Below are 21,196 nucleotides of genomic sequence, written 5' to 3'. Positions count from 1 at the left end.
GCCCCCGGATTTCCCCGCCAGTGGCGTCGTCGTAATCGTAATCGGCGATGCTCTTGGCGAATGGGATAGTTGTCTCCGCGTTCTGTGCGATACCAGTCGTCTTCGATCTTGAAAGGATTCGAACCACCGACCCGTTTGTCCAAGGACAAAGCGGTGGATATCCGCGACCCTTAACTGCTTAAGACACCTGCTCCGCGGCTTTCTGTAGCAAACCAGCCCGAGTAGAGATGACCTTGCGAATTGCGCTCAGGATGGGGTGCCTGATCCCCTCGTCGGCCAGTTCTGCAACAAGGGCATCGGCCTCGCTCAAAATCCTTTCGGCCATTTGGGCAAGATCGCGAACAAGGATGCGCTGAGAAGATTTGGTTTCGGGCACCAATGTCGTCCAATGCTTCATCTGGATCGTGTCGGGCACATCGCGGCCGCCAATCTTCATGGCGAGCCTCTTTGACAAGCGAGGATAAACGGCCGTGCAAACGACATCGTAGATCGGTGCCAGATCCGGTTCATCGGAGCCGTAAAGCAGGGCGTAGTTCTTGCCGTGGGCATCGGCGTTGCCGACGAGATAGTGGAAGATCAGCATGCGGATGAACTGTAACCGATCCGCGGCAGGTCTAGCGCAGACCTGGTCGATCAGCCCGAGAGCCCGTTCTGTTCCCGGTCCGCCCTCGGCCTCATACTTCAGCTCCGGCGGTACGCTAAGGGCCTGGCAAAAGTCTTCCTGGTGTAGGCGCTCAATGATGCCGTCTGCAGCCTTCGTCCGATCATAACGTTCAACCAGGAGAAAGGCAGTCGCCCCGTCTAGGCGTATCTCGACATGGGGTACCGGCAGCTTGAGGCGGGCACCCAGCCGCATACAAAAATACTCGTTCTCCACCGTGCCTTCCAACGCCTGGATGAGCGGTTTCAAGATATGGGTCGTTGGTCGACCATCTCTCGCCAAGGCAATGGAATCTCCATCGACAATGACCGCCAGTTTATCCTGCGCGCCGGCGAGCGATAAGCGAATGCCCTCGTCTCCACCAAGCAAAGGGCGGGTCCGCAACCTGCTGAGAATTTCATCCAGACGTTCCGAAGTGAGAATTTCGGCTTGGGACTGGCCGGGAGGTTCGGGCGCCGTGCCGGGGGGATAGAGTGACAAGGCACCTGCGCATTCACCCCCGATAATTTCCAGTAGCCCGAAAGCATTGCCTGCCGAAAGGCCGAGCGCGCCGGCTAGGCGTTGCCGTGCGCCTTCGTCCGGCAAGAGGCCGGAGAAAAACGGGCGCACCACCTGATCACCAAATGGCTTTTCTTGCAGGGGCATCGAGAACGAGATCGCACGCGATCGTTGGTCCAGGAGATACGCGCCGTCATAGGCAAAAGTCAGCAGGCCGTCATCAAGCCGGCCGAGTACGCCCGCCTTGGTGTCGCGAAAATAGACGTCCAAGACGCGTGTCATGATCGCGGGCCCTGGCGACGCCCGACCGAAACAACGAGGCCCAAACCAGCCAAGACTTGCATCGCACGGCCAATCTGGCAGCTCTCTTTGCCAGCCTCGAGTTCACGCACAAACCGTACGCCCACACCAATCACCCCGGCGAGTTGCTCCTGGGTTAAACCCTGCTGTTTGCGCTCCTCACGGATCAGCATTCCGAGGCTTTTCGTATCTTTGATCGTTTCCATAATCACCCCTATCGGGATGATGATATCATCAGATGGTATGAAGGGAAGTCAAAAGAACCGATCGGGATGATTTTAGGATTAATAGCGCCAACTGACCGAAATAGAACCGATCGGGATGAATCTACAACTCCGCAGGACTACTCTAAATGCTCAAGGTCGCCGTCGTCGAGCATATGTGCATTGACCACTAACCGGCAGCAGGCCATTCATCGTCCCCATAGCGCTGCATGTCGCCGCTTCGCTCCATCACCAGTTCTGGCTCAAGGACGGTCTGCTAGTGCGCATGCTGAGGTCAAGCTAAGGTGGCAGGAAGATAGGGCCAACATCCACTTGGCGTGTCTGTCTGCGTTTCGAGCCAGCTCATGAAGGGCGCTAAATCATTCGCCGGCCGACCACAGGCGCCAAGGATCCTTGAGACGGCGGCAAGATTTGGTTGGTAAGCGTACGCCATCCAGACTTTGCAACGCAGCCTCAATGGAGGCTCTATGGCGTCTCGCCTGACAGGAAGCGCTCCAAGGGAACAAGTGATTGAACCGGATCTTCCTCAAAGGGCAGATGGCCAAGGCCCGGCAGGCGCACCAGCGTGGCATTTGGCAGGTCTTGCAGATAATCATCCGCATTGCTGGTCGGGATCATGCTGTCTTTCTCACCCCATAGAAGCAGCGTCGGGGCCTGTATGCGGGCGAGTGTTGGACCGGGTTCGCGCAGGATTACCTGGCTCATGCGTGCGAGGATTGCTGGCCGCACGCCAGGTGCCAGCATCATGTCGTGGTAGCGGGTCACGCTTGCCTCGCTCAGGACGTCCGGATTTCCATATGCGGCGGCCAGATTGGCCTTCAACATGCTGCGCGGTGCCGTGTAGGGCAAAGCACGCATGATCAGCGGCGTCTCTGATTGCTTGTCATAGCCAAAGCCCGGACTGGCGAAACCATCGGGGGAGACCAGGACGAGATTGATAACCCGATCCGGATGCAAGGCGGCAAAGTGCCAGGCAATACGTCCACCCAGGGAATTGCCGATCAGGCTGACGCGGGCCACATCCAGCTGGTCCATCAGGTCGCCCAGGATCTTCATGCTGCGAGCGTCGGTGTAGTCGCCCGTCGGATCTGGACCGGTCAGCCCAAATCCCGGCAAGTCGAAGCGAATAACCCGGTACCGTGTCGACAAGGCCTGTGCCCAATCCTCCCAGGTATCCAGGCTGGCGCCAAAACCGTGGAGCATGACAATGGCCTGGGCGGCCGTAGGGCCGGTGTCGCGCAGTCGCAGACGAGCCCCGTCGACAATGCGATATTCCCCTGCATAGATTTCCTCCAATGCGGCACGCTGTTTGTCGGGCTCATAAAGCCAGACCGCCATGGCGATGATCCCAAGGACAATGAACCCGGCCAGCCAGGCAAAGATCGTCATCATCATCTTCCCTCTTCTGGCCATGTCCTCCCCCGTGATGCCTTCAGATTATACCAAACCAACGTCCACCGGGCGCTGACATGGCAATGGCCTCCTACATAATCAGACCGCAAATCGTCCCGGCCTCACAGCAGTCTAAAAGACGGCATGGTCGCCTCTGTCAGGCAGGTCGCCGCCGGCCACAACCGAGCGGTAGAAGTCGAACAAAGTCTCGGTCCCTGTCGAAGGCGTGGCTTCTGCATCGTACAGCCCTGTCTGCGGATCGAGCACAAGCATGGATTCGGTTGCGTAGTAGCGGCCGATCCGTGCCAGTTCCGCCTTCTCGCGCAGCGACGGTGCGACCAGACCAAGGGTTGAAAGGCCAGCGATAATGCCGTCGAGCAAGGCGACTGGAACGGATTGGAACTTCGGCTGGCGCCCGAGAAGTTCAAAGAGTGCCTCACCTTGCTGGCGTGGGGTGATCGCCTCACCCGGCCCGCCGATCGGCGAGATGCAGTTCCAGAGGCGTGCATCTTCCAGGCAGTCGACAAGATAACCGCCCAGATCGCCATCGCTGATGGGCTTGCAGGAGGTCAGTGTGCCGTCTCCGAAGATCAGAAAGGGGCGACCATTGCGGACGCGTTCGATCTGGCCGGACAAGGATTTAAAGAAAGCGGTCGGGCGCACGATGGAATAGCGAAGACCGGATGCCATCAGGGCTGCCTCAAACGCCAGCTTGGCCTGTTGAAAGGCGAGAAGCGGCTTCTGCACGCAGATGGCAGACAAAAGGACGAAATGTTCAACGCCTGCACGCTGTGCCGCTTCCAGCACGTTCAGCTGCGCGCGGTGATCTATGGCCCAGGCATCCTTGGGCGCCCCGGTGCGTGAGGCCATGCACGAGATCACACTATCGAACCTGGAGCCGGAAAATCCATCGCGATCCAGTGATACCGGATCGGAAACATCGACCAACCGGACGGATGCACCCTCTAGCACATGAGAGAGTGTCGTTGTCACGCTCGCTCCACTGGAACCAGCGGGCGGCCGGACAAAACAGACCACCTCATATCCCTGCCGCACGAGAGCCGCAGATGTCGCGCGACCGATCGTGCCGGTGGCGCCCAGCAGGCAAACACGCTTAGACGCTTGCAGGCCGGAACGGCCCGGTATTACCGAAGTGCCAGTGCGAGTGCCAGTCACATTGCCCCCATCGCGTGAGCCTGCAGTAGGTGCAGTTTACAGCCACCTGTTTTAGTCGCGTTTCTAACGAAAGCCCACGCAGCAATTGCCAGTCATCCAAAAGCGAACAACGACCCGGCGAAACCGCACCTCTTGTTCAACGGCCTTTGCTGACTTTCAAGCGCAGCAAAACGCCTGATCGTCGCCGACTAGCCCGGAGGCCAGCCGGGAGAGTAAAGGGCGAAAGAGACGGTCGAGGAAGGCCTTCACCTTCTCGTCGATCTCCTCGCAGAGCCGCGATACCTGGCTCTTGGAGATGCCGCTCATGCCCATGGCCTTGACGAGATCATCGACGGATCGGGTCGAAACGCCTTGGATGTAAGCCTCCTGAATGACCGCCGTCAGAGCCTTCTCCGCCCCCCGGCGCGGCTCCAGGAAACTCGGGAAGTCGCTGCCTGTGCGAAGCTTGGGAATGCGCAGCTCGACTGTTCCTGCACGCGTCTCCCAGTCTCGATCGCGGTAGCCGTTGCGCTGGGCAAGACGGAAGCCATTCTTCTCGCCATAGCCCGCGCCGGTCTTGGTACCGACCTCCAGCGCCATCAGCTTCTCGGCAGCAAAGCCGATCATCTCGCGCAGCAAATCGGCGTCAGCGCTCTTCTCAACGAGTGAGCGCAGGTTCATCATGTCGTCGGTCATCGGTGGTGTCCCTCAGGTTGGCTCTAAGCAACCTGACCCCACCGGAAATCACCGATGGCTATGAAATCCAGCTACACCACTTCCCGGGACACGATCCACGACCAAGGACAATAGGCTTCACACCTATCCCTCAAAGTCCCAACAGACTGGGGGTTCACCTCAGACTGAAGGCAAGCTCAATCAAGCAAACGAATACGCAGTCTTGACGGTGGTAAAGAATTCTTGTGCGTAGCGACCTTGCTCGCGTGCGCCATAGCTTGAAGCCTTTCGACCACCAAAAGGTACATGGAAATCCACTCCTGCTGTTGGAAGGTTTACCATAACCATCCCTGCCTGGGCGTGGCGACGATAATGGGTGGCATGTTTCAAACTGGTAGTGCAAATGCCAGAAGAGAGACCGAATGGCGTATCATTGGCCACCGCCAAAGCATGATCATAGTCCCGCACACGGATGATGCAGGCGATTGGTCCGAAAATCTCTTCGCGTGCAATTGCCATCTCCGGCGTCGTCTCCGTAAACAGCGCTGGTTGCAGATAATGACCTGGGGTCGGCCGGTTCAAGAGCATTCCGCCAAACGCAAGCCGCGCGCCTTCCGACTGGCCAAGAGCAATGTATCGCAGGTCGGTTTCGAGCTGCCGGGCGTCTGCCACCGGGCCAATCTGACTGGTTGGGTCAAGGGCATGGCCAATCTGCAACTTTGCCATTGCGGAGGTCAAGGCAGCGACAAACTGGTCGTGAATACCTTCAGTTACGATCAATCGCGAGGATGCCGTACAGCGTTGCCCGGTCTGAAAGAAGGCTCCGTTCAAGGCAACGGACACCGCCTGATCAAGATCAGCGTCATCTAGAACTACCAGTGGATTCTTACCACCCATTTCCAGCTGGATCTTCTTCATCGGATTGCTGGAGATGCAGGCGAGCGCAATAGATCGGCCGGTGTCAACCGATCCGGTGAATGAGATCGCGTCGATGCCCGGGTGATTGACGAGCGCCTCGCCGACAATTTTTCCTTTGCCCATAACAAGGTTGAATACACCTGCAGGAAGACCACAATCGGAAAGGATCTTGGTAAGCTCCCATGCACAGGCACTTGCGATCTCGGCTGGCTTCAGGATGACACAATTTCCGTAAGCCAGAGCCGGCGCGATTTTCCATGCCGGAATTGCCATTGGGAAGTTCCAAGGTGTGATCAGACCAATGACACCTACGGGTTCGCGCGTGACGTCAACTCCGACGCCAGGGCGCGTGGAGGCTAACGTTTCGCCAGTCAACCTTACACATTCAGCTGAGAAGAACGCAAAAATGTCGGCGGCCCGACCAATCTCTCCGCGCGCATCCACGAGGGTTTTTCCCTCTTCGCGCGCCAAAAGCGTGGAAAGCTCTTCGGAACGTGCGCCGATTTCAGCACTGACGCGGGCGAGAATGGTACCGCGGGTCTGGGGGACTGAAGTAGACCATGCCGCAAAAGCTGTGCGGGCACTGTCGACTGCCGACGCCACATCGAGGGCACTCCCACCGGCATACAGTCCAACCACCTCGCACGTATCGGATGGGTTGATGTTCTCAACAGCCTCCCCGGTTACCCAGTTGCCGCCGATATAATTCGGATGTGCCATCATAGTTTTGCTCCCCGTTGTGCCAGCACTCGCTTTCGCCGCCTCGTCAGTTCCTGATCTGCCAGGACGCCAAGCAAAATCACCGAGCCCATAACCGCAAAGTTCAGCGAAGACGGTATGCCGAGCAGATTGACCAGATTTTGCAGGATCTGTAGCAACACCGTGCCCAACACGATGCCAAGGATGGAGCCTTCACCTCCCCGCAAAGAGCAGCCGCCCAGCACCGCCGCAGCGATCGCATAGAGCTCGTAAAAATTGCCGTGAGATGATGGCGATACTGAGTTGGTATAGAAGACGATAAACACCGATGCGAGGCCTGCAAGCCCACCGCAAATGACGTATGTCGCCGCCACCACGCGGGTGGTGTTGATGCCTGAATAGCGAGCCGCTTCTTCGTTCTTTCCCGTCGCGAACAGATGTCGACCGAAGACCGAGCCATGCAGCACGACAGCCATGACGATAGCGATTATCACAAAGGCGATGAACGTGTGGGGGACCTCTAGTGTTCGTCCCGACATCAACCAACGCAGAGTTTCATCATCGGTCCCATAACCGAAGCCCATGGTGGAATCTGAGGTGTAGTAGCGGGCAATACCCCGATAGATCAACAAGCCGCAAAGCGTCACGACAAACGGCTGCAGGCCGACCTTGGTGACCAGCAGACCGTGAATGAGTCCCAAAAGAAGACCCATGCCCACAGCCAGTAGCAACGCGGCCGTCCATGGCAGACCGGCATTGGCGAAAAGATCCAGAAAGACCACGCCTAACAGTGCAAACATAGAGCCGACCGATAGCTCGATCCCACCAGAGATGATGACCAGGCCGACCCCAATTGCAAATATACCAAAAAGGCCGGTTAGATTGGCCATATTGATGATGTTGACTGGCGAGAGGAAGCGCGGGTTGAGTGCATACGTCACCGCTCCCACTGCCAAGATCAGCACGATCAGAGCCAGTTCCTTCTTCGAAATCATGCCACGTGCCTTTCATGCATTCCGACAGCTAATCGCATGACCGCATCCTCGCTGAACTCCGGACGGTTCAGGAGGCCAGAAATTCTCCCCTCGCACATCACAGCGATGCGGTCAGAGACGCCGACGACCTCTTCCAGGTCGCTGGAGATCATCAACACACCGGTGCCTTGATCTGCGAGATTGCGCATCAATGTGTAGATTTCCGCTTTCGCACCCACGTCGATGCCGCGTGTTGGTTCGTCGAAAATCAGGACACGCGGGGACATAGCAAGCCATTTGGCGAGAACCACCTTTTGTTGGTTGCCGCCTGAGAGCGTAACTACCAAGGTATCCACACTAGGGGCCTTGACCTTCAATGCAGATTTTTGGCTTTCAGCCAGCGCTAGTTCCGCCTTTTGGCGGATCAAACCGAAGCGCGACAATCGAGGCAGGTCTGAAAGGCTTATGTTTTCGCGGATCGACATATCAAGCACGACACCGGACCGTTTGCGATCCTCCGGCGCGAGAAAGATGCCAGCTTGAATTGCGTCTCCAGGACAGGTCACTTTGAGAGGGGTACCACCCAAAGTTATCTGACCGGACAAGGCTGGGGTGATGCCGAAAAGCGTATTGGCAAGGCTTGTCCGTCCCGATCCGACCAGGCCCGCCAGGCCGAGTATCTCACCCGCCCGCAGCTCCAGAGACAGCTCGCGCGCGGGAAAAGATCCCATGACCATATCTGTCACAGTCAAGATCGCTTCTGACGTCGACACCTTCGGAGCCGTGTAAAGCGACTGCAGTTCGCGGCCAATCATCAGGCGCACCATAGCGTCCTGCGTGATCTCGCCTTTGGCAAGATGCCCAGCCACCTGCCCATCACGCAGACAGACCACCCGGTCGGCGATACTACGCACCTCAGAGAGACGATGGGTGATGAATATGACGGCCACGCCGCGTGCCTGGAGACCGCGCACCACCGTCAAAAGACGCTCCGTCTCGGTCAAGGAGAGGCTAGAGGTTGGTTCGTCCATAATGATCAACCTCGATTGCATCGAGAGAGCCTTCGCGATCTCAAGCATCTGGCGCTCAGCGATGGACAGGCTCTCCACGAGCGTATCGGGTCCATAGGATACAGATAGCGGCGCCAAAAACTCTCGGGCCTCTGATCTCATCCGCCCACGGTCAAGCAAACCGAGACGGTTGCGAGGCTCACGGCCTGCGAAAATGTTTCCCGCGACGTCCAGATTCTCAAACAGGTTGAGCTCCTGGTGAACAAACGCGATACCGGCCGCTTGGCTCTGGCTGACCGTCAGGCGACTGAAGGATACGCCGTCGATCGTTACGGTCCCCGCACTGGGTGCCAGGACTCCACCCAGGATTTTCATCAATGTCGACTTGCCTGCACCATTTTCGCCAATCAGGCCGACCACTTCGCCAGCCGACACGGAAAAAGACACGCCATTGAGGGCTGTGACGCCGGGATAGGTCTTGGAAATACCCTGCATCGACAAAACGGGGATCATGGGAAAGCTCTTTCGATGAAGATGGGGGCTGACCCAGGGAGGTGTAGCCAGCCCCGACGCGCCTCAGTTCGCCAGCATCGCCTTCATGCTGTCTTCGAACTCCTGCACGTTAGACCCGGTGATAGCCCGGGTGGGGACGATCGAAAGCTTGTTCTCGGGGATCCAGGAACTGTCGCCCCCAATCACTTTGGCCATGCCGATAATCGACTGGTAGCCAAACTCGAAGGGTTGCTGCACGATCGTGCCGTAGACAGCACCATCCTTGATGCCACGCAGGGTGACAACATCTTCGTCAAAGCCAATAATCTTCACCTTGCCTGTCATCCCAGCGGCGGCCACAGCTTCGACAATCTGTGGCGGGTTGTAGCTGTAGAGCCCAACCAGCATATCGATGTCCGGAAAGGCCGTCAGGGTATCTTCGACATTTCGACGCGCCTTAACAAAGTCGATCTCGTCCGTCCTGACATCGATGATCTTGATGTTCGAGCCCTCAAGTGCTTTGCGGATCCCCTCAACCCGCTCGCGAGCGTTTGCGTTGTCCATCGTGCCGACAAAGAGCATGGCATCTCCTCCCTCGGGCATGGCCTCCTTCATCAGCTCGCCCGCTTGTACTCCGGCGGCAACATTATCGGTCCCGATATAGACCGTACGATTGGAATTCGGCGCGTCGCTGTCGGACGTGAACAACACGCCAGCGGCAGCGACCTTATTGAGAATCTCTGTCGAGTTTTCAGGGTTGATCGGACTGATCGCCAGGCCCTTCACGCCCCGCGCCAGAAGGTCATCAATGATACGACGCTGTTCGGCCGGCGTGGATTCGGCAGGTACGACGAATTCGACCTGATAGTCGGGAAGCTCAGTTTGCGCCTTTTCAGCGCCACGGCGGGCAATTGTCCAAAAATCGGCTGATGCATTCGTCACGAAGGCCAGGATCGGCTTCTCCTGCGAAAGAGCGGGAAGCGAGGTCAGTGCAATGGCTGCTGCACAGCTAATGAGAGCCATACGGCGGGTCAGTTTGGTGGTCATCGAGTTCTCCTCCTCGGGGTTGAATGACTTGTGGCGGTTTCCCGCTTCTTGTTTTTGAAGCTCGGTGTCAGGCCCAGCCGCCATCAGCGATCACACTTTGCGCAGTGATCGCGGCAGATTGGTCAGAAGCCAAGAACAGTGCGACGCGCGCAATATCGGCTGGGTAAAGTCGTTCCGGCAGGCACTGGCGCTCGGCGCGCATTGCGTCGGCTTCCGGAGTGAGCCAATGCGTCAGCTGTCGTTCGGTCATCGTCCAACCGGGCGCGAAGTGGTTCACCCTGATTCTGTGGCGGCCATAATCACGAGCCATTGCTCGAGTTAAGCCGAGGACTGCGGCCTTGCAGGCCGAGTAAAGAGGCATCCCCCCCATCCCGAGGATCCAGGAATGCGATCCGAAATTGATGATGGATCCGCCTCCGGCCTCGATCATGTCTGGCAATACTGCCTGCGCTGCAAAGACCTGATGCTTGAGGTTCACCGAGATCCTGGATTCGAAATAGGCGTCTGTTAAATCCTCGATCCGGTGACGTTCATCGTTGGCAGCGTTGTTCAAAAGCACTGTTATCTGGCCAAACACTGTGCGGATGCGCCCGATTGCGGCCTGAAGCGCGGCCGTACTTGTCAGATCGGCCGCTTCAAACCTCACGAGGAAACCCTTTTTGGTCAGAGTATCGGCCAAGGCATTGCCCCGCGCCTCATCGATGTCGATGAATCCAACTTTGGCTTGCTGGTATGCGAAGGCCTCGACCAGTCCTTCGCCGATACCGCTGGCACCCCCGGTTATCAAAACGGCTCGGCCTGCAAGATCGGGGTAAATTGCATAGGTCATCGACCAGCCTCCTCATCAATTCCTTCAAAGGTAAGAAAGTTGAAGTCACAGCCCCTGTCGGCCTGCAGCACAGAATGCATGTGCAACCATTCGAACCCCCGTGTGGCGCTTGGTCCAGGGGAAGGCAAGGCTGCTTTGCGGCGTGACAGCTCAGCGTCGTCAACCAGCATATCGATCCGCCGTCCCGGCACATCGAGCCGGATCAAGTCACCGGTCTGTACCAAAGAAAGTGGTCCGCCGACTGCGGCCTCAGGCGTGATGTGCAGAACAATAGACCCGAACGCCGTTCCGCTCATGCGCGCGTCGGAGATGCGGACCATGTCCTTGACGCCTTGGCGTGCAAGCTTACGGGGGATCGGCAGATAGCCTGCCTCGGGCATGCCCGGTGCTCCCTTGGGACCTGCATTTCGCAAGACGAGAACACTATCCGCCGTTACATCGAGATCGTCGCTGTCGATGCGTGCAGCCAGATCGGCCAGATCGCTGAAGACCATAGCAGGCCCGACATGGTTCATTAAGGCATTCGAGGCCGCCGCCTGCTTGATGACGGCTCCGCCTGGCGCCAGATTGCCCCGCAAGATCGCCATGGCACCGCCACTATAGACAGGGTCGGAGATCGGACGAACCACATGCTGGGCAAACGACGGTGGGGCGTCCGCCAGATTGTCTGCGAGCGTGCGCCCGGTGACGGTCAAGCAATTGCCCTCAATCAGGTCACCCAGTTCCCGCAGGAGTGGTGCTAATCCACCGGCCTCGTGCAGGTCTTCCATATAGTGTTGTCCGCTTGGCTTCAGATCGATAAGTACTGGGGTCTGTCGCCCCATGGCATCAAACTCGTCCAGGCTGACGCTGATGCCTCGTCGTCCAGCTATGGCCGTCAGATGTATAAGCGCGTTTGTTGATCCACCTGACGCCAGAACAACCCGCAATGCGTTACGGATGGCAGCCGGTGTAATGATCTTGTCCGGTGTCAGGTTTTCTGCGGCCATTGCCACTGCGCGTGCGCCGGTGCGCTCAGCGCTGCGGCGGCGCTCTGCAAATACGGCGGGAATGGCAGCGCCGCCTGGTAACATCATTCCCATCGCCTCGGTTGCCATAGCCATGGTGCTTGCAGTGCCCATGACACCACAGGTGCCAACGGTTGGAGCCAGTTCAGAGTTCACCTCGGCGATCTGGCCCTCATCGAGGTCACCTGCCCGAAACCTTGCCCAGAAGCGGCGGCAGTCTGTACATGCACCGACCCGCTCACCGCGCCAGTTGCCAGCAAGCATTGGCCCCGTCACCAATAAGATTGCAGGTATGTTGGCACTGGCAGCGCCCATCAGGAGAGCAGGTACAGTCTTGTCGCAGCCACCGATCAAAACCACGGCATCCATGGGCTGAGCCTTGACCATTTCCTCTACGTCCATCGCCATCAGATTGCGAAGATAAAGACTAGTGGGCGATGCAAAGCTTTCATGGATGGAGATCACCGGGAAGCTCATCGGAATACCACCAGAAAGCAATACGCCTCGGCTCACGGCCTCAATGAGGTCCGGAACATTACGATGGCAGGCATTGTAGTCGGAAGCTGTATTGATGATCCCGATGATGGGTCTTTCAAGCGCATCATCGGTATATCCCATAGCCTTGATGAAGGCCTTGCGCAGGAACACCGAGAATGCCGCGTCGCCGTAGTTTGCCAGCGCTTTTTGCATCCCGGTCTTGTGTGCCATGTTAACCTCCGCCATTCTCCATAACAGAGCTACAAGATTGCTAACAAGATTGTCAACAATTTTCGCAGAAGTGCCATCATGCTTGAATCGACGCCTGCAGACACCCCCGATCGCCTTGCCCAACTGGTCGGCGCACTAGAAGAAGAAATCGTCCTTGGCTGGCTCCAGCCGCGCGAACGGCTTGTCGAAGAGACGATTGCCGAACGGTTTTCGGTCAAGCGACATGTCGTACGCGAGGCTATCTTCGAGTTGGAGCGGATGGGGCTCGCAGAAAGACAGCCCAACAAGGGCGCGTTTGTTCGCGTACTGGATCCGGATGAGGTCGCACAGATCTATGAAGTGCGCATCTCCCTCGAGACCCTCGCTGCCGAACGAATTCCCTTGCCACCACCACCGGAAATTCTCGAGGAACTCCGTCGGGTTCAGGCCAGACATGACGGGGCTGTCGCCGGTGCGGATCCCCGCGGGGCTTTTCGGGCAAACATGCAGTTCCACTCAACCTTCTTCGCCGCCTGCGGCAACCTGCATCTGGCCGAAATGATCCGTCTGTCCGCACAGAAAGTACATGGCGCACGCTCGCTCACCGCGGTCAATCCGGACTATCTCGAGCGCGCGCGGAAAGAGCACTGGGGCATCATCGGTGCACTGGAGCAAGGTGACAGAAAGGCCCTGGTGGAGCTTTGCAGATCGCACATCCTACCATCGCGTGACGTTTACATTGCAAGCGCTTCACTGAAGCGCCGGCGTGATTGAGTTTTTTAGCTACACGAGCGACTCGCTGCCGCTTGAGGCGGCAAGCGGGAAGAAACATGATTGCGCATAGCGTGGATGAGGAAAGCGCGCGATGCGTTACATCCGGCTTTCATGCCGTGTCACAATGGCCGATGCTATAGATCCCAGTTTACCCGCTGAAACTCGAGGATTTCAATCTGCTCCCAGACCCCCTCACGTACAAACGGTTCGGTCAATAGCCAAGCATCAAGGGCCTCTTTGTTTGGAAAGTCGCACAGAACCACAGAGCCCACCATGCGACCAACGTCATCCAGAATGGCTCCGCCATCGATGATGTTACCCTGTTGCTTGAGGCGTTTGACGCTTGCCAGATGCTCCGTGCGAGCAGAAAGACGGCGACCAAGTGCATTTGTGCCATCACGGCAGATCAGTGCGAATTGCATCAGTCGGATCTCCCCGGAACGCTCGGGGGCGACAGGTGATATCCCCTTTCTTCATAATCGAAGTCTTGCAAACAATTGATCGGCCGATCATGATTCACAGGGCTCGCATAATAGGCACGTATCTCAACGATCCGCGTGATGTCATGGTTGAAGATGTACCACTCATCGCCGCGCAAGACTTGGCCGAGCGCCGTTTTCCAATGGGTCCACTCGATCACCGCCTCGCGCCCGTCAGAGCTTGCCAAAACCTTTTCGATTGTCCACTTCGAGCCTAGATTCTCCACACACCGCAACCATCCGTCCGCGACCGCCTCGGCACCCCGCCATGGAGCGCCCGGCAAACCGGGAGGAAAGTAATGGGTTCCATCCGGTGTAAAGCAATCGATCAATCCTTGCCGATCTGCCGCATTGCACATCATGAAATAGTGACGGATCAGCGCTTCAGCCTTCTCTGGACCAGTCATCATGGAGCTCCCTTGGACCGCAGAGTTTCAAACTCGGCCAGCGTTTCGGAGTTAGCCGGATAAGTCCCCCAAAGAGGCGCCCCGGCATCGATCTTGGTAAACAGGAATGCTTCACGCTGTTCCTGTTCCAGCGCGTCCTGGGCAACATCTGCGGCAATATGGCGAGGTATTACCGTCACACCGTCAGCATCGCCCACGATGATATCACCGGGATACACCGCCACATCCGCGCAACCGATCGGCTCATTGATACCGACAGCACGGTGGAATGCCGGCCGTGTCGATGCCGTATTGGCCCGACAATAGGCGGGAATTGGCATGGCTTTAATTTCGGTGCCGTCTCGGAAAGCACCGTCGGTGATCGCAGCCACAGCACCGCGCCGCATGAGCCGTGTCAGCAGCATATTTCCTGCTGACGCTGCACGCGGATCATTCCTGCTGTCGATGACCAGAACCTGGCCAGGACCTATGGTTTCAACGGCTTCCCATTGCAGATTATCCACACCGCGTTTGTGCAGATCCCCCAGGTCCCAGTCCTTGTCTTCACGGCTGGGAATGAACCTCAACGTGAAGGCCTCGCCGGCAAAGCGTCCAGTGGTTGGGCTCAGCGGGGCCAATCCGACCAGGAACTGTTGACGGTAGCCTCGCTTGAACAGCTGGGTCGTCAGCGTTCCCTGTCCACATTGCCTCAGCATGTCGAGCACAGCCTCAGAAACCGGGTCACTGTCCCGAAAACCTCTATCCATGTCTTTCTCCTGTATCGACTGGTCCGGTGAGGGCGTCAGGGAACGGTGTCATGGAGATCACAGGACTTCAACAGTAGGCGGATCAGGAGTCTCATGATATGAGATGGTCGAGCGTCTATGCCGCTCCCTCAACCAAAGGGACACCATCAGTGTGAAAGATCCCAAGGCGATACCTGCCGGAGCCGCACTGATCGGCAAGGCGATTGATATATTGGAAGCCATCAGCCACAATGGGGGGGCGGCTGATCATGCGCTGTTGTCGAAATCCTGCAATCTGTCGCGACCGACACTCTACCGTATTCTACAGGCGCTCTCTGCGCGCGGCCTCGTTCGTCCAGCTGACAGTCAGTTCATGCTTGGATACGGCTTTCTGGATATGGCAACCCAGGTATGGGCGTCTTCCGATCTGACCACGGTTGCGGCCGGCGAACTGAAGCGCCTGCGAGATATCACTGGTGAGACGGCCTATCTGGCTGTGATGGAAGGTGCGGGCGTACTTTCGATAGGTCGGTTTCAGGGTGCGCATTCCAAACGTTCTTCAGCTGCACTTGGCTCAGTCAAACCGCTGCATTGCACCTCCCAAGGCAAGGCGTTTCTGGCACATTTACCGCAGGCTCAGCGGGATCGCCTGCTTGAGGGCTCCTTGGTCGCGCTGACTGAGCGCACGATTACCGACCCTATTCTCCTTGACGTTGAGCTCGCCAAGACCCGTGCGCGTGGATATGCGCTTGATGACGAAGAGATCGTCATGGGTACTCGTTGCGTTGGCGCACCAGTGCTTGACGATAGCGGAATGCCCATTGCTGCGGTCTCGGTGGCCGGTCCAAGTTTTCGCATAACTCTCGCGCGGACAGAGTATCTTGGGCAGGAGGTTAAGGAGGCCGCTCACCATATCGCTGCACGACTGACCCCTCGCAAGGTGGGGCAGGTCAGTGCGCTCGACTACCTGCCTGTGACGGAACAACCAGGATTTCATGGACTTGATCCTCATTGGAACGCAAAATCGGGGGTTTTGAGTTGGGCAGATCGCTATGCTTCTGCATTGCTCCAGCGGGATACATCGGGCCTGGTGACAGAAGCTGCTACTTTTTCGAAGCGAATTGAGGCGTTCGCGATGACAAAAGCAGTAGGACCTGCCGTTTTCCATGAAGACGAGGTCGTCTTTCCAGAACTCGGTCGCCGCACGCCCTTTATCGGGTTCAAGGTCCTGGCAGGATGTGCTGATCAGGCTGACAATCTCTGGGTTTCCACATCTGAGAACCGGCTCGGGCGTTTGCGCGCAGACGGAAGTTTGATCGACACGATCGATTTACCCTGCGCAGCGACATCCCTCGCGGCCATGCAGGATAGAAGCGTTTTTGTTGTATCGGCAGAAGGCGGCAGCCTGCATCGTTTTGACCCGACGACGCGTCGACTGAGATTGTTTGCGAACATCTCACGCGCCGCGGGGATGCCTTCAGGAGTGGCAGACGCCGGCGATGGAGGATACTGGCTGGCACTGACTGGTGGTTGGAGCGTTCTGCGCCTGAATGATGTCGGTGAAATTTCTCAAAGCTCGGCATTGCCAATTGCAGACGCGACCGGCTTGTGTGTCGGCGAGGATGGTCGAGCGCTCTTCGTGACCTCGGCGCGTCACAGACTGCGTCGTGAAGAGCTCATTCACGCGCCGTTATCCGGTCATGTATTCCGTCTACCGGTGGGAACGGGTTGAGCATAACATCAAAGCGGAAATGACATACCATGGTGGCACCCGGCGCAATCGGCCCCATGTCCGGTATGCCTGGCTGTGTCAGGGCATTCGCCAAATGGCTGACCGGCTCCACACAAGCATGGCGCCCAACCGGTTGATGGATCACCAAATGCGGCAACTCAACTGGTTTATGAAACCTCAAACATAATCCAGTGGGAAGATCCAGGCGCACGCGGGTCCATTGTGCAAGATAAAGCGTTTCGCCGCTCAGTTCGCCACGCTCAACAGGGCCGGAGCCGGGCAGATAGTCCGCCTGGATTGGCCAGCCGATCAATGCATCGTCGCGAATGCGGATCGGGCGTGGAATATAGGGATGCCAGCCGAGCCCCCCTGGCATCGGGACCTCATCAATATTGGTGAGGCGCAGAGTGACGTATAGACCGTTTGGGTCAAGCTCAAGCACCTGAGCTGCCTCGAAGCTCCATGGCCATGTCTTGTCACCGCGGCGGCACAGCTTCAATTCGGCCATTTGCCCTGTCCGCCTGCCAAGCATCCACGGCAATCGGCTACCCATCCCATGGAGTGCATGGGGAAGACTGGACGGGTGCGGCTCCAGTTGCGCTTCACGCCCCGCGAATTGGCAGCGAGCATTGGCGACACGATTGTGAAAAGGGACCAGCGGATAGGCTCCGGCGCGGGGCCAGTTTTCAGGATCAAAAACTGTGTCGACAACCGGCAGCAAGATATCGCCACCGCTCCTGTGAGAAAAAGAAGTGAGCCGACCTCCCCAGGCCGGCCGCAAGGTGAGGCTGAGGGGCCCGGCCTGCAGGACAACGTCCACCATATTACGTCGTGCGATACTGGGCAATAACAGCCGGATCAGGTTCGATCCCCAGCCCTGGCCCCTTCGGACGCGTGATGCGTCCAGAGATCGGCAACGGCATGTCGGGGTAGAGCTCTGCCTCCGGCCATATATACAAGTGTTCGAAGATCGCGTCGCCTGACAGAATGCTGCAGAGCTGTAAGGTGGCTAGATAACCCGGACCGAAATACGGTGAGTGGGGCATCAAGGTCAGTCCGGCCGTTTCCGCAAGCGCGGCAATCTTGAGGAATTCCGATACACCCCCAACCTTTGTGACCGATGGCTGCGGATAGCTGACGGCTGCCGATGAAATCATCTGAGCGAATTGCCAGTGGGTACAGAGGTTTTCGCCCGCCGAAAGGGCAAGGCCATGCCCTGCCAGATCCGCAAGACCGCTGAAATCTTCCGGAGGAAAAATCGGTTCTTCCAACCAGAAACATCCGATTTCGCCCAACCACCGCGCCATTTTGCGCGCCTCGCTCATGGACCAACTGCAGTTGACGTCGACCATCAGTGCGCTCGTGCCGCGGGCGGCATCACAGGCTGCGATCTCAGGCCTTGTGACCTCATGCAACTTTATATGACCATAACCTTCGCTATACGCACGCTCAGTAAATGCTGCCGCCACGTCTGCATCTCCATAGCGAACGAGGCTCGCATAGGCAGGAATGCTGTCGCGGGGAGTAACAGCCAAGAGGTCTCCCAGCGACTGCCCCGCAGCTTTTGCTTTTAGATCCCAAAGCGCGATATCCACACCCGAAAGGGCGAACATCGTTATACCGTAGCGTCCAAATAAGGCCATCCGCCTCTGAAGTTCCTCTCCCAGGGCTGCTGGATCAAAGGTGGGCTGACCGATCAGCAAAGGTGCAATGGATCTGTCCATCATCGCCTTTACGGCCTCTGCGCAAAAATAACCAAATGCTTCACCCCAGCCAACGCGGCCTTCGCTGGTTTCGATGCGGATCAGCACGATATCGAGCGCGTTCCAACGCGAAGGGGTCAATCCCTCCCCCGCGCCGCCATCGGTAAATGGAATCGACAGCAAGATTGTCTCAACGTTGCGGATGGTCTCAGATCTCACGATTTGCTCCAGTTGTGAATGTCGGCCTGGAAGTTCGCCGCAGCAAAAGCACCGCCTATAGCAAGGCCAGCCATACCATCCGATGGCGACTGATCGGCGATCCCAGGATCGGCCAAATGATCAATGGCAGGGTCAAGCGGACTGAAGCCTAATTCCTTGGCGCTGCTCGTGTCAAAAAAAGGATCCGGGCATTCACCACAGGCGAAGAGCGCACGATGCCCAGGATCCTCTCGCTGCAGAGCGATGACAATGAGCGAAGCGAGATCTCGATATGAGATCCACATGTGACTTCGTCGCTCATCAGGGACATCCGGCCCGCAATTTCCGATCCGCAGGCTCGTGGTCGCCATTCCATAGGCATCACCATAGAGCGCCATGACCGCCTCACCCCAGACCTTTGAGACGGCATACCAGCCGTCCGGACGAGGGGGAGATGTCACAGCCAAAGGAGCACTTGTTCGTGGATGAAATCCCCAGCCGTGATTGCTGCTTGCAAAAGCAATCGGTCGAATGCGTTCTACCCGCGCCGCCTCCATCAAGTTCAGGACCGCTCGGTAATTGCTATTGAGCGTGGCTTCGAAGGGGATCGTCAGTCCATGAACGGCGGCCAAATGAAGGACTGCTTCGCAGCCGGCCACCGCTCGTGTCGCGAAATCTGGATCCGCCAGATCCCCTGTGACCTCTTCATCGCCCGGATGAAGCTTAGACACGGGGACAATATCCAAAAGGCGCAGCGCAAAGTGCGGCCGCAAAAAGTCGAGAATGCCCTGCCCAAGTCCACCGGCGGCCCCTGTGATCAACAGCCGCCTCATTGGCCCATCGCCTGATAGGGTAGCCAGGTCACCAGTGCCGGCACCAATGCCAGCAACAGGAAGACGGCCATCATAACCAGAAAGAAAGGCGTTGATCCCCGAATATATTCCCTGATCGTCACATTCAGCATACCGCAGACGGTAAACATAGATATTCCAAGTGGCGGCGTGTTGCTGCCCATCGTGATAATTGTCACCATGAGTACACCGACATGGATCGGATCATGACCTTGGGCGGTGAGAATTGGCAGGAAAATCGGCGTCAACAAAAGTACGTTCACCGTTGCCTCCATCAGCATGCCTGCAATCACCAGGAAACCCAGCACCAGCAAAAGAGTGAGCGTGGGGTTCTGCGTTACCGCCCCAAGCGCTTGCGCCATTCCGGCGGGAGCCTGTTCCAAAACGATTACGTGGCCCAGCACAGCCGCGACAATGATTATGAACATGATCATGCCGATATCGGAAAGGGACTGGCGCAGAGCCTCGACCAATTTGGAGAAGGTCAATTCACCATAGACGAAGAAGCCGATAAACGTAGAATACAACACCACGAATGCACCGGCCTCTGTGGCGGTGAAGATCCCAAAACGGAAACCCACGAGCAGAAAGACCGGGAACATCAACGCCCAGAACGCGCGCAGCGTGGCATTGGTCACATCCTTCAAGGTCGGCCGTGGCATGTCATCAGCGCCGTAACCAGCGCGTGCGGCAGCAATCCAGGTGTAAACCATCAGGGCGACCGTCAGAATCAGTCCGGGAATGATCCCCGCAAGCAAAAGACGGCCAACCGAGACATTTGCAATCACACCAAAAACGATCAACCCAATCGACGGCGGGATAAGGGCCGTGATGATCGATGAATAGGTGATGACGCCGGCTGCAAAGCCGCGAGAATACCCCTTGGCAATCATCGGCCCCCCGAGCAGGCGCGATTGCATGGCCGCATCTGCGACGGCAGATCCTGATATCCCGCCCATGACCAGGCTCAGTATGATGGACACCTGGGCAAGGCCTCCCACAGTCCAACCCACCATCACCTTGCTGAACTGAACCAGACGCTCGGCAATGCCGGAGGCAACCATGATATTGCCCGCCAAGACAAAGAACGGAATTGCCATCAAGGAATAGGATTGCGTCACCGCTACCATTTTTTGAACGGCGATTTGCGGCGGCAGGTATTCGCCCGTCAGGAATGTTGGTGCTGATGCTAGGAGAAGCGCAAAGGCTACAGGCAAGCCGATCAAGACGGCCAAGAGAAAAAGTCCGACACCAAGCAGCAGCATTACAAGCTCTCTTCCGGCGCACTCGCGCTCTGCAGGACGTCCATGATTGTTTCAAGGCTGGTCAGTGCCATCATTATGCATGCAACAGGGATGGTTGCCGCCACAAAGGAAAACGGTATCCCGGTCAAAGGGAGCGTCCGGCGATCCGCCAAAGCAACAAAATCGAGCGCAACGATTGCAAGCCAAACGACCATACCAAGGACAAGTATCGCTTGAACAAGCCGCAAGGCTGCCCTGTACCGTTTCGGTAACCGCATCGAGAGGAAATCGACAGAAAACAGGGTCGCGTTCCGATAAGCCACTGATGCCGATAGAAGGCATGTCCAGGCGAAGAGTATCTGCGTTACTTCGATCACCCAAATGCTGGGTACACCCAGAACCCGTGTCAGGGTCGCCCATGTCACCAGCCCGACTACGCCACAAAGTGCGAGCGCCGCGAGCCAAACCTCAGCCTTACGCAGTCTGAGATAGAATTCGCCCATTTTGTTCTGCCT

At 57.4% G+C, this 21,196-nt stretch carries 20 protein-coding genes and 1 pseudogene; 2 read left to right on the top strand and 19 right to left on the bottom strand.

Annotation, left to right across the window (positions count from 1 at the left end; translation table 11 throughout):
- Nucleotides 1–178: 178 nt before the first annotated feature.
- From GH983_RS23355 to GH983_RS23305, 11 genes and pseudogenes are all read right to left on the bottom strand, one after another.
- Complete coding sequence (locus tag GH983_RS23355; RefSeq protein ID WP_069044144.1) at nucleotides 179–1,441, bottom strand: type II toxin-antitoxin system HipA family toxin; 1,263 nt, start codon at nucleotides 1,439–1,441, stop codon at nucleotides 179–181.
- A complete protein-coding gene (locus tag GH983_RS23350; protein ID WP_083229771.1) occupies nucleotides 1,438–1,665 on the bottom strand; it encodes a helix-turn-helix domain-containing protein in 228 nt (75 codons plus the stop codon). The genes GH983_RS23355 and GH983_RS23350 overlap by 4 nt, the downstream gene beginning before the upstream one ends.
- A 483-nt stretch (nucleotides 1,666–2,148) precedes the next feature.
- Nucleotides 2,149–3,078, bottom strand: coding sequence for an alpha/beta fold hydrolase (locus GH983_RS23345; RefSeq protein WP_371418524.1), 930 nt, complete (start codon nucleotides 3,076–3,078; stop codon nucleotides 2,149–2,151).
- Nucleotides 3,079–3,207: 129 nt separating this feature from the next.
- The gene (locus GH983_RS23340) at nucleotides 3,208–4,179 is read right to left on the bottom strand and encodes an NAD(P)H-binding protein (RefSeq protein ID WP_083229798.1); all 972 of its coding nucleotides are present in this window, start codon (nucleotides 4,177–4,179) and stop codon (nucleotides 3,208–3,210) included.
- A gap of 300 nt (nucleotides 4,180–4,479) precedes the next feature.
- A pseudogene (locus GH983_RS23335) lies at nucleotides 4,480–4,926 on the bottom strand (transposase); the annotation flags it as partial.
- Nucleotides 4,927–5,106: 180 nt separating this feature from the next.
- Entirely contained in the window at nucleotides 5,107–6,546 is a 1,440-nt protein-coding gene (locus GH983_RS23330; protein ID WP_069044142.1) for an aldehyde dehydrogenase family protein, read from the bottom strand.
- Nucleotides 6,543–7,514, bottom strand: a complete 972-nt coding sequence (locus GH983_RS23325; RefSeq protein WP_069044358.1) for an ABC transporter permease — start codon at nucleotides 7,512–7,514, stop codon at nucleotides 6,543–6,545. The genes GH983_RS23330 and GH983_RS23325 overlap by 4 nt, the downstream gene beginning before the upstream one ends.
- Nucleotides 7,514–9,019, bottom strand: a complete 1,506-nt coding sequence (locus tag GH983_RS23320) for a sugar ABC transporter ATP-binding protein (protein ID WP_069044141.1) — start codon at nucleotides 9,017–9,019, stop codon at nucleotides 7,514–7,516. Before GH983_RS23320 ends, GH983_RS23325 begins: the two co-directional genes overlap by 1 nt.
- 63 nt (nucleotides 9,020–9,082) lie before the next feature.
- Nucleotides 9,083–10,045, bottom strand: coding sequence for a sugar-binding protein (locus GH983_RS23315; RefSeq protein WP_069044140.1), 963 nt, complete (start codon nucleotides 10,043–10,045; stop codon nucleotides 9,083–9,085).
- A 67-nt stretch (nucleotides 10,046–10,112) separates the two neighbouring features.
- Nucleotides 10,113–10,874 (bottom strand): SDR family NAD(P)-dependent oxidoreductase, encoded by a 762-nt coding sequence (locus GH983_RS23310; RefSeq protein ID WP_069044139.1) that lies wholly within the window; start codon nucleotides 10,872–10,874, stop codon nucleotides 10,113–10,115.
- Nucleotides 10,871–12,589: an IlvD/Edd family dehydratase gene (locus GH983_RS23305; RefSeq protein WP_150127573.1), complete on the bottom strand. Its 1,719-nt coding sequence runs from the start codon at nucleotides 12,587–12,589 to the stop codon at nucleotides 10,871–10,873. The genes GH983_RS23310 and GH983_RS23305 overlap by 4 nt, the downstream gene beginning before the upstream one ends.
- Nucleotides 12,590–12,667: 78 nt before the next feature.
- Here GH983_RS23305 and GH983_RS23300 point away from each other — a divergent pair, with 78 nt between their 5' ends.
- Nucleotides 12,668–13,342 carry a GntR family transcriptional regulator gene (locus tag GH983_RS23300; protein ID WP_069044137.1) on the top strand — a complete coding sequence of 225 codons (675 nt, stop codon included), beginning with the start codon at nucleotides 12,668–12,670 and terminating at the stop codon, nucleotides 13,340–13,342.
- Nucleotides 13,343–13,476: 134 nt separating this feature from the next.
- Here GH983_RS23300 and GH983_RS23295 read toward each other — a convergent pair whose 3' ends face one another.
- From GH983_RS23295 to GH983_RS23285, 3 genes are read right to left on the bottom strand one after another with little or no spacing between them, the layout of a single operon-like run.
- Nucleotides 13,477–13,764 carry a YciI family protein gene (locus GH983_RS23295; protein WP_069044136.1) on the bottom strand — a complete coding sequence of 96 codons (288 nt, stop codon included), beginning with the start codon at nucleotides 13,762–13,764 and terminating at the stop codon, nucleotides 13,477–13,479.
- Nucleotides 13,764–14,228, bottom strand: coding sequence for a nuclear transport factor 2 family protein (locus tag GH983_RS23290; RefSeq protein WP_069044135.1), 465 nt, complete (start codon nucleotides 14,226–14,228; stop codon nucleotides 13,764–13,766). The genes GH983_RS23295 and GH983_RS23290 overlap by 1 nt, the downstream gene beginning before the upstream one ends.
- Nucleotides 14,228–14,974 (bottom strand): dimethylmenaquinone methyltransferase, encoded by a 747-nt coding sequence (locus GH983_RS23285; RefSeq protein WP_069044134.1) that lies wholly within the window; start codon nucleotides 14,972–14,974, stop codon nucleotides 14,228–14,230. The genes GH983_RS23290 and GH983_RS23285 overlap by 1 nt, the downstream gene beginning before the upstream one ends.
- Before the next feature lie 151 nt (nucleotides 14,975–15,125).
- On the opposite strand from GH983_RS23285, the gene GH983_RS23280 reads away from it, so the two are divergent.
- Nucleotides 15,126–16,685 (top strand): IclR family transcriptional regulator C-terminal domain-containing protein, encoded by a 1,560-nt coding sequence (locus GH983_RS23280; protein WP_194842868.1) that lies wholly within the window; start codon nucleotides 15,126–15,128, stop codon nucleotides 16,683–16,685.
- Here the strand turns inward: GH983_RS23280 and GH983_RS23275 are convergent.
- From GH983_RS23275 to GH983_RS23255, 5 genes are read right to left on the bottom strand one after another with little or no spacing between them, the layout of a single operon-like run.
- On the bottom strand, nucleotides 16,630–17,508 hold the full coding sequence (locus GH983_RS23275; RefSeq protein ID WP_083229769.1) for a hypothetical protein: 879 nt from the start codon (nucleotides 17,506–17,508) through the stop codon (nucleotides 16,630–16,632). The genes GH983_RS23280 and GH983_RS23275 overlap by 56 nt on opposite strands.
- A 1-nt stretch (nucleotide 17,509) precedes the next feature.
- Nucleotides 17,510–18,607 carry a mandelate racemase/muconate lactonizing enzyme family protein gene (locus GH983_RS23270; protein ID WP_236759408.1) on the bottom strand — a complete coding sequence of 366 codons (1,098 nt, stop codon included), beginning with the start codon at nucleotides 18,605–18,607 and terminating at the stop codon, nucleotides 17,510–17,512.
- On the bottom strand, nucleotides 18,604–19,419 hold the full coding sequence (locus GH983_RS23265) for an NAD(P)-dependent oxidoreductase (RefSeq protein WP_069044132.1): 816 nt from the start codon (nucleotides 19,417–19,419) through the stop codon (nucleotides 18,604–18,606). Before GH983_RS23265 ends, GH983_RS23270 begins: the two co-directional genes overlap by 4 nt.
- Nucleotides 19,416–20,702 (bottom strand): TRAP transporter large permease, encoded by a 1,287-nt coding sequence (locus GH983_RS23260; protein ID WP_069044131.1) that lies wholly within the window; start codon nucleotides 20,700–20,702, stop codon nucleotides 19,416–19,418. The genes GH983_RS23265 and GH983_RS23260 overlap by 4 nt, the downstream gene beginning before the upstream one ends.
- Nucleotides 20,702–21,184, bottom strand: a complete 483-nt coding sequence (locus tag GH983_RS23255) for a TRAP transporter small permease (RefSeq protein ID WP_171901625.1) — start codon at nucleotides 21,182–21,184, stop codon at nucleotides 20,702–20,704. The genes GH983_RS23260 and GH983_RS23255 overlap by 1 nt, the downstream gene beginning before the upstream one ends.
- Nucleotides 21,185–21,196 lie beyond the last annotated feature (12 nt).

The organism is Agrobacterium sp. MA01 (genome assembly GCF_009650195.1).
Lineage (GTDB): Bacteria > Pseudomonadota > Alphaproteobacteria > Rhizobiales > Rhizobiaceae > Allorhizobium.
Note: the sequence above shows the minus strand (reverse complement) of the source record. Positions and strands in the feature narration are given on the sequence as shown.

Excerpts from the sequence above, each read along its gene's own strand:
- GH983_RS23355 (WP_069044144.1), bottom strand. The coding sequence starts at position 1,441 with ATGACACGCGTCTTGGACGTCTATTTTCGCGACACCAAGGCGGGCGTA.
- GH983_RS23350 (WP_083229771.1), bottom strand. The coding sequence starts at position 1,665 with ATGGAAACGATCAAAGATACGAAAAGCCTCGGAATGCTGATCCGTGAG.
- GH983_RS23345 (WP_371418524.1), bottom strand. The coding sequence starts at position 3,078 with ATGATGATGACGATCTTTGCCTGGCTGGCCGGGTTCATTGTCCTTGGG.
- GH983_RS23330 (WP_069044142.1), bottom strand. The coding sequence starts at position 6,546 with ATGATGGCACATCCGAATTATATCGGCGGCAACTGGGTAACCGGGGAG.
- GH983_RS23320 (WP_069044141.1), bottom strand. The coding sequence starts at position 9,019 with ATGATCCCCGTTTTGTCGATGCAGGGTATTTCCAAGACCTATCCCGGC.
- GH983_RS23315 (WP_069044140.1), bottom strand. The coding sequence starts at position 10,045 with ATGACCACCAAACTGACCCGCCGTATGGCTCTCATTAGCTGTGCAGCA.
- GH983_RS23310 (WP_069044139.1), bottom strand. The coding sequence starts at position 10,874 with ATGACCTATGCAATTTACCCCGATCTTGCAGGCCGAGCCGTTTTGATA.
- GH983_RS23305 (WP_150127573.1), bottom strand. The coding sequence starts at position 12,589 with ATGGCACACAAGACCGGGATGCAAAAAGCGCTGGCAAACTACGGCGAC.
- GH983_RS23300 (WP_069044137.1), top strand. The coding sequence starts at position 12,668 with ATGCTTGAATCGACGCCTGCAGACACCCCCGATCGCCTTGCCCAACTG.
- GH983_RS23295 (WP_069044136.1), bottom strand. The coding sequence starts at position 13,764 with ATGCAATTCGCACTGATCTGCCGTGATGGCACAAATGCACTTGGTCGC.
- GH983_RS23290 (WP_069044135.1), bottom strand. The coding sequence starts at position 14,228 with ATGACTGGTCCAGAGAAGGCTGAAGCGCTGATCCGTCACTATTTCATG.
- GH983_RS23285 (WP_069044134.1), bottom strand. The coding sequence starts at position 14,974 with ATGGATAGAGGTTTTCGGGACAGTGACCCGGTTTCTGAGGCTGTGCTC.
- GH983_RS23275 (WP_083229769.1), bottom strand. The coding sequence starts at position 17,508 with ATGGTGGACGTTGTCCTGCAGGCCGGGCCCCTCAGCCTCACCTTGCGG.
- GH983_RS23265 (WP_069044132.1), bottom strand. The coding sequence starts at position 19,419 with ATGAGGCGGCTGTTGATCACAGGGGCCGCCGGTGGACTTGGGCAGGGC.
- GH983_RS23260 (WP_069044131.1), bottom strand. The coding sequence starts at position 20,702 with ATGCTGCTGCTTGGTGTCGGACTTTTTCTCTTGGCCGTCTTGATCGGC.
- GH983_RS23255 (WP_171901625.1), bottom strand. The coding sequence starts at position 21,184 with ATGGGCGAATTCTATCTCAGACTGCGTAAGGCTGAGGTTTGGCTCGCG.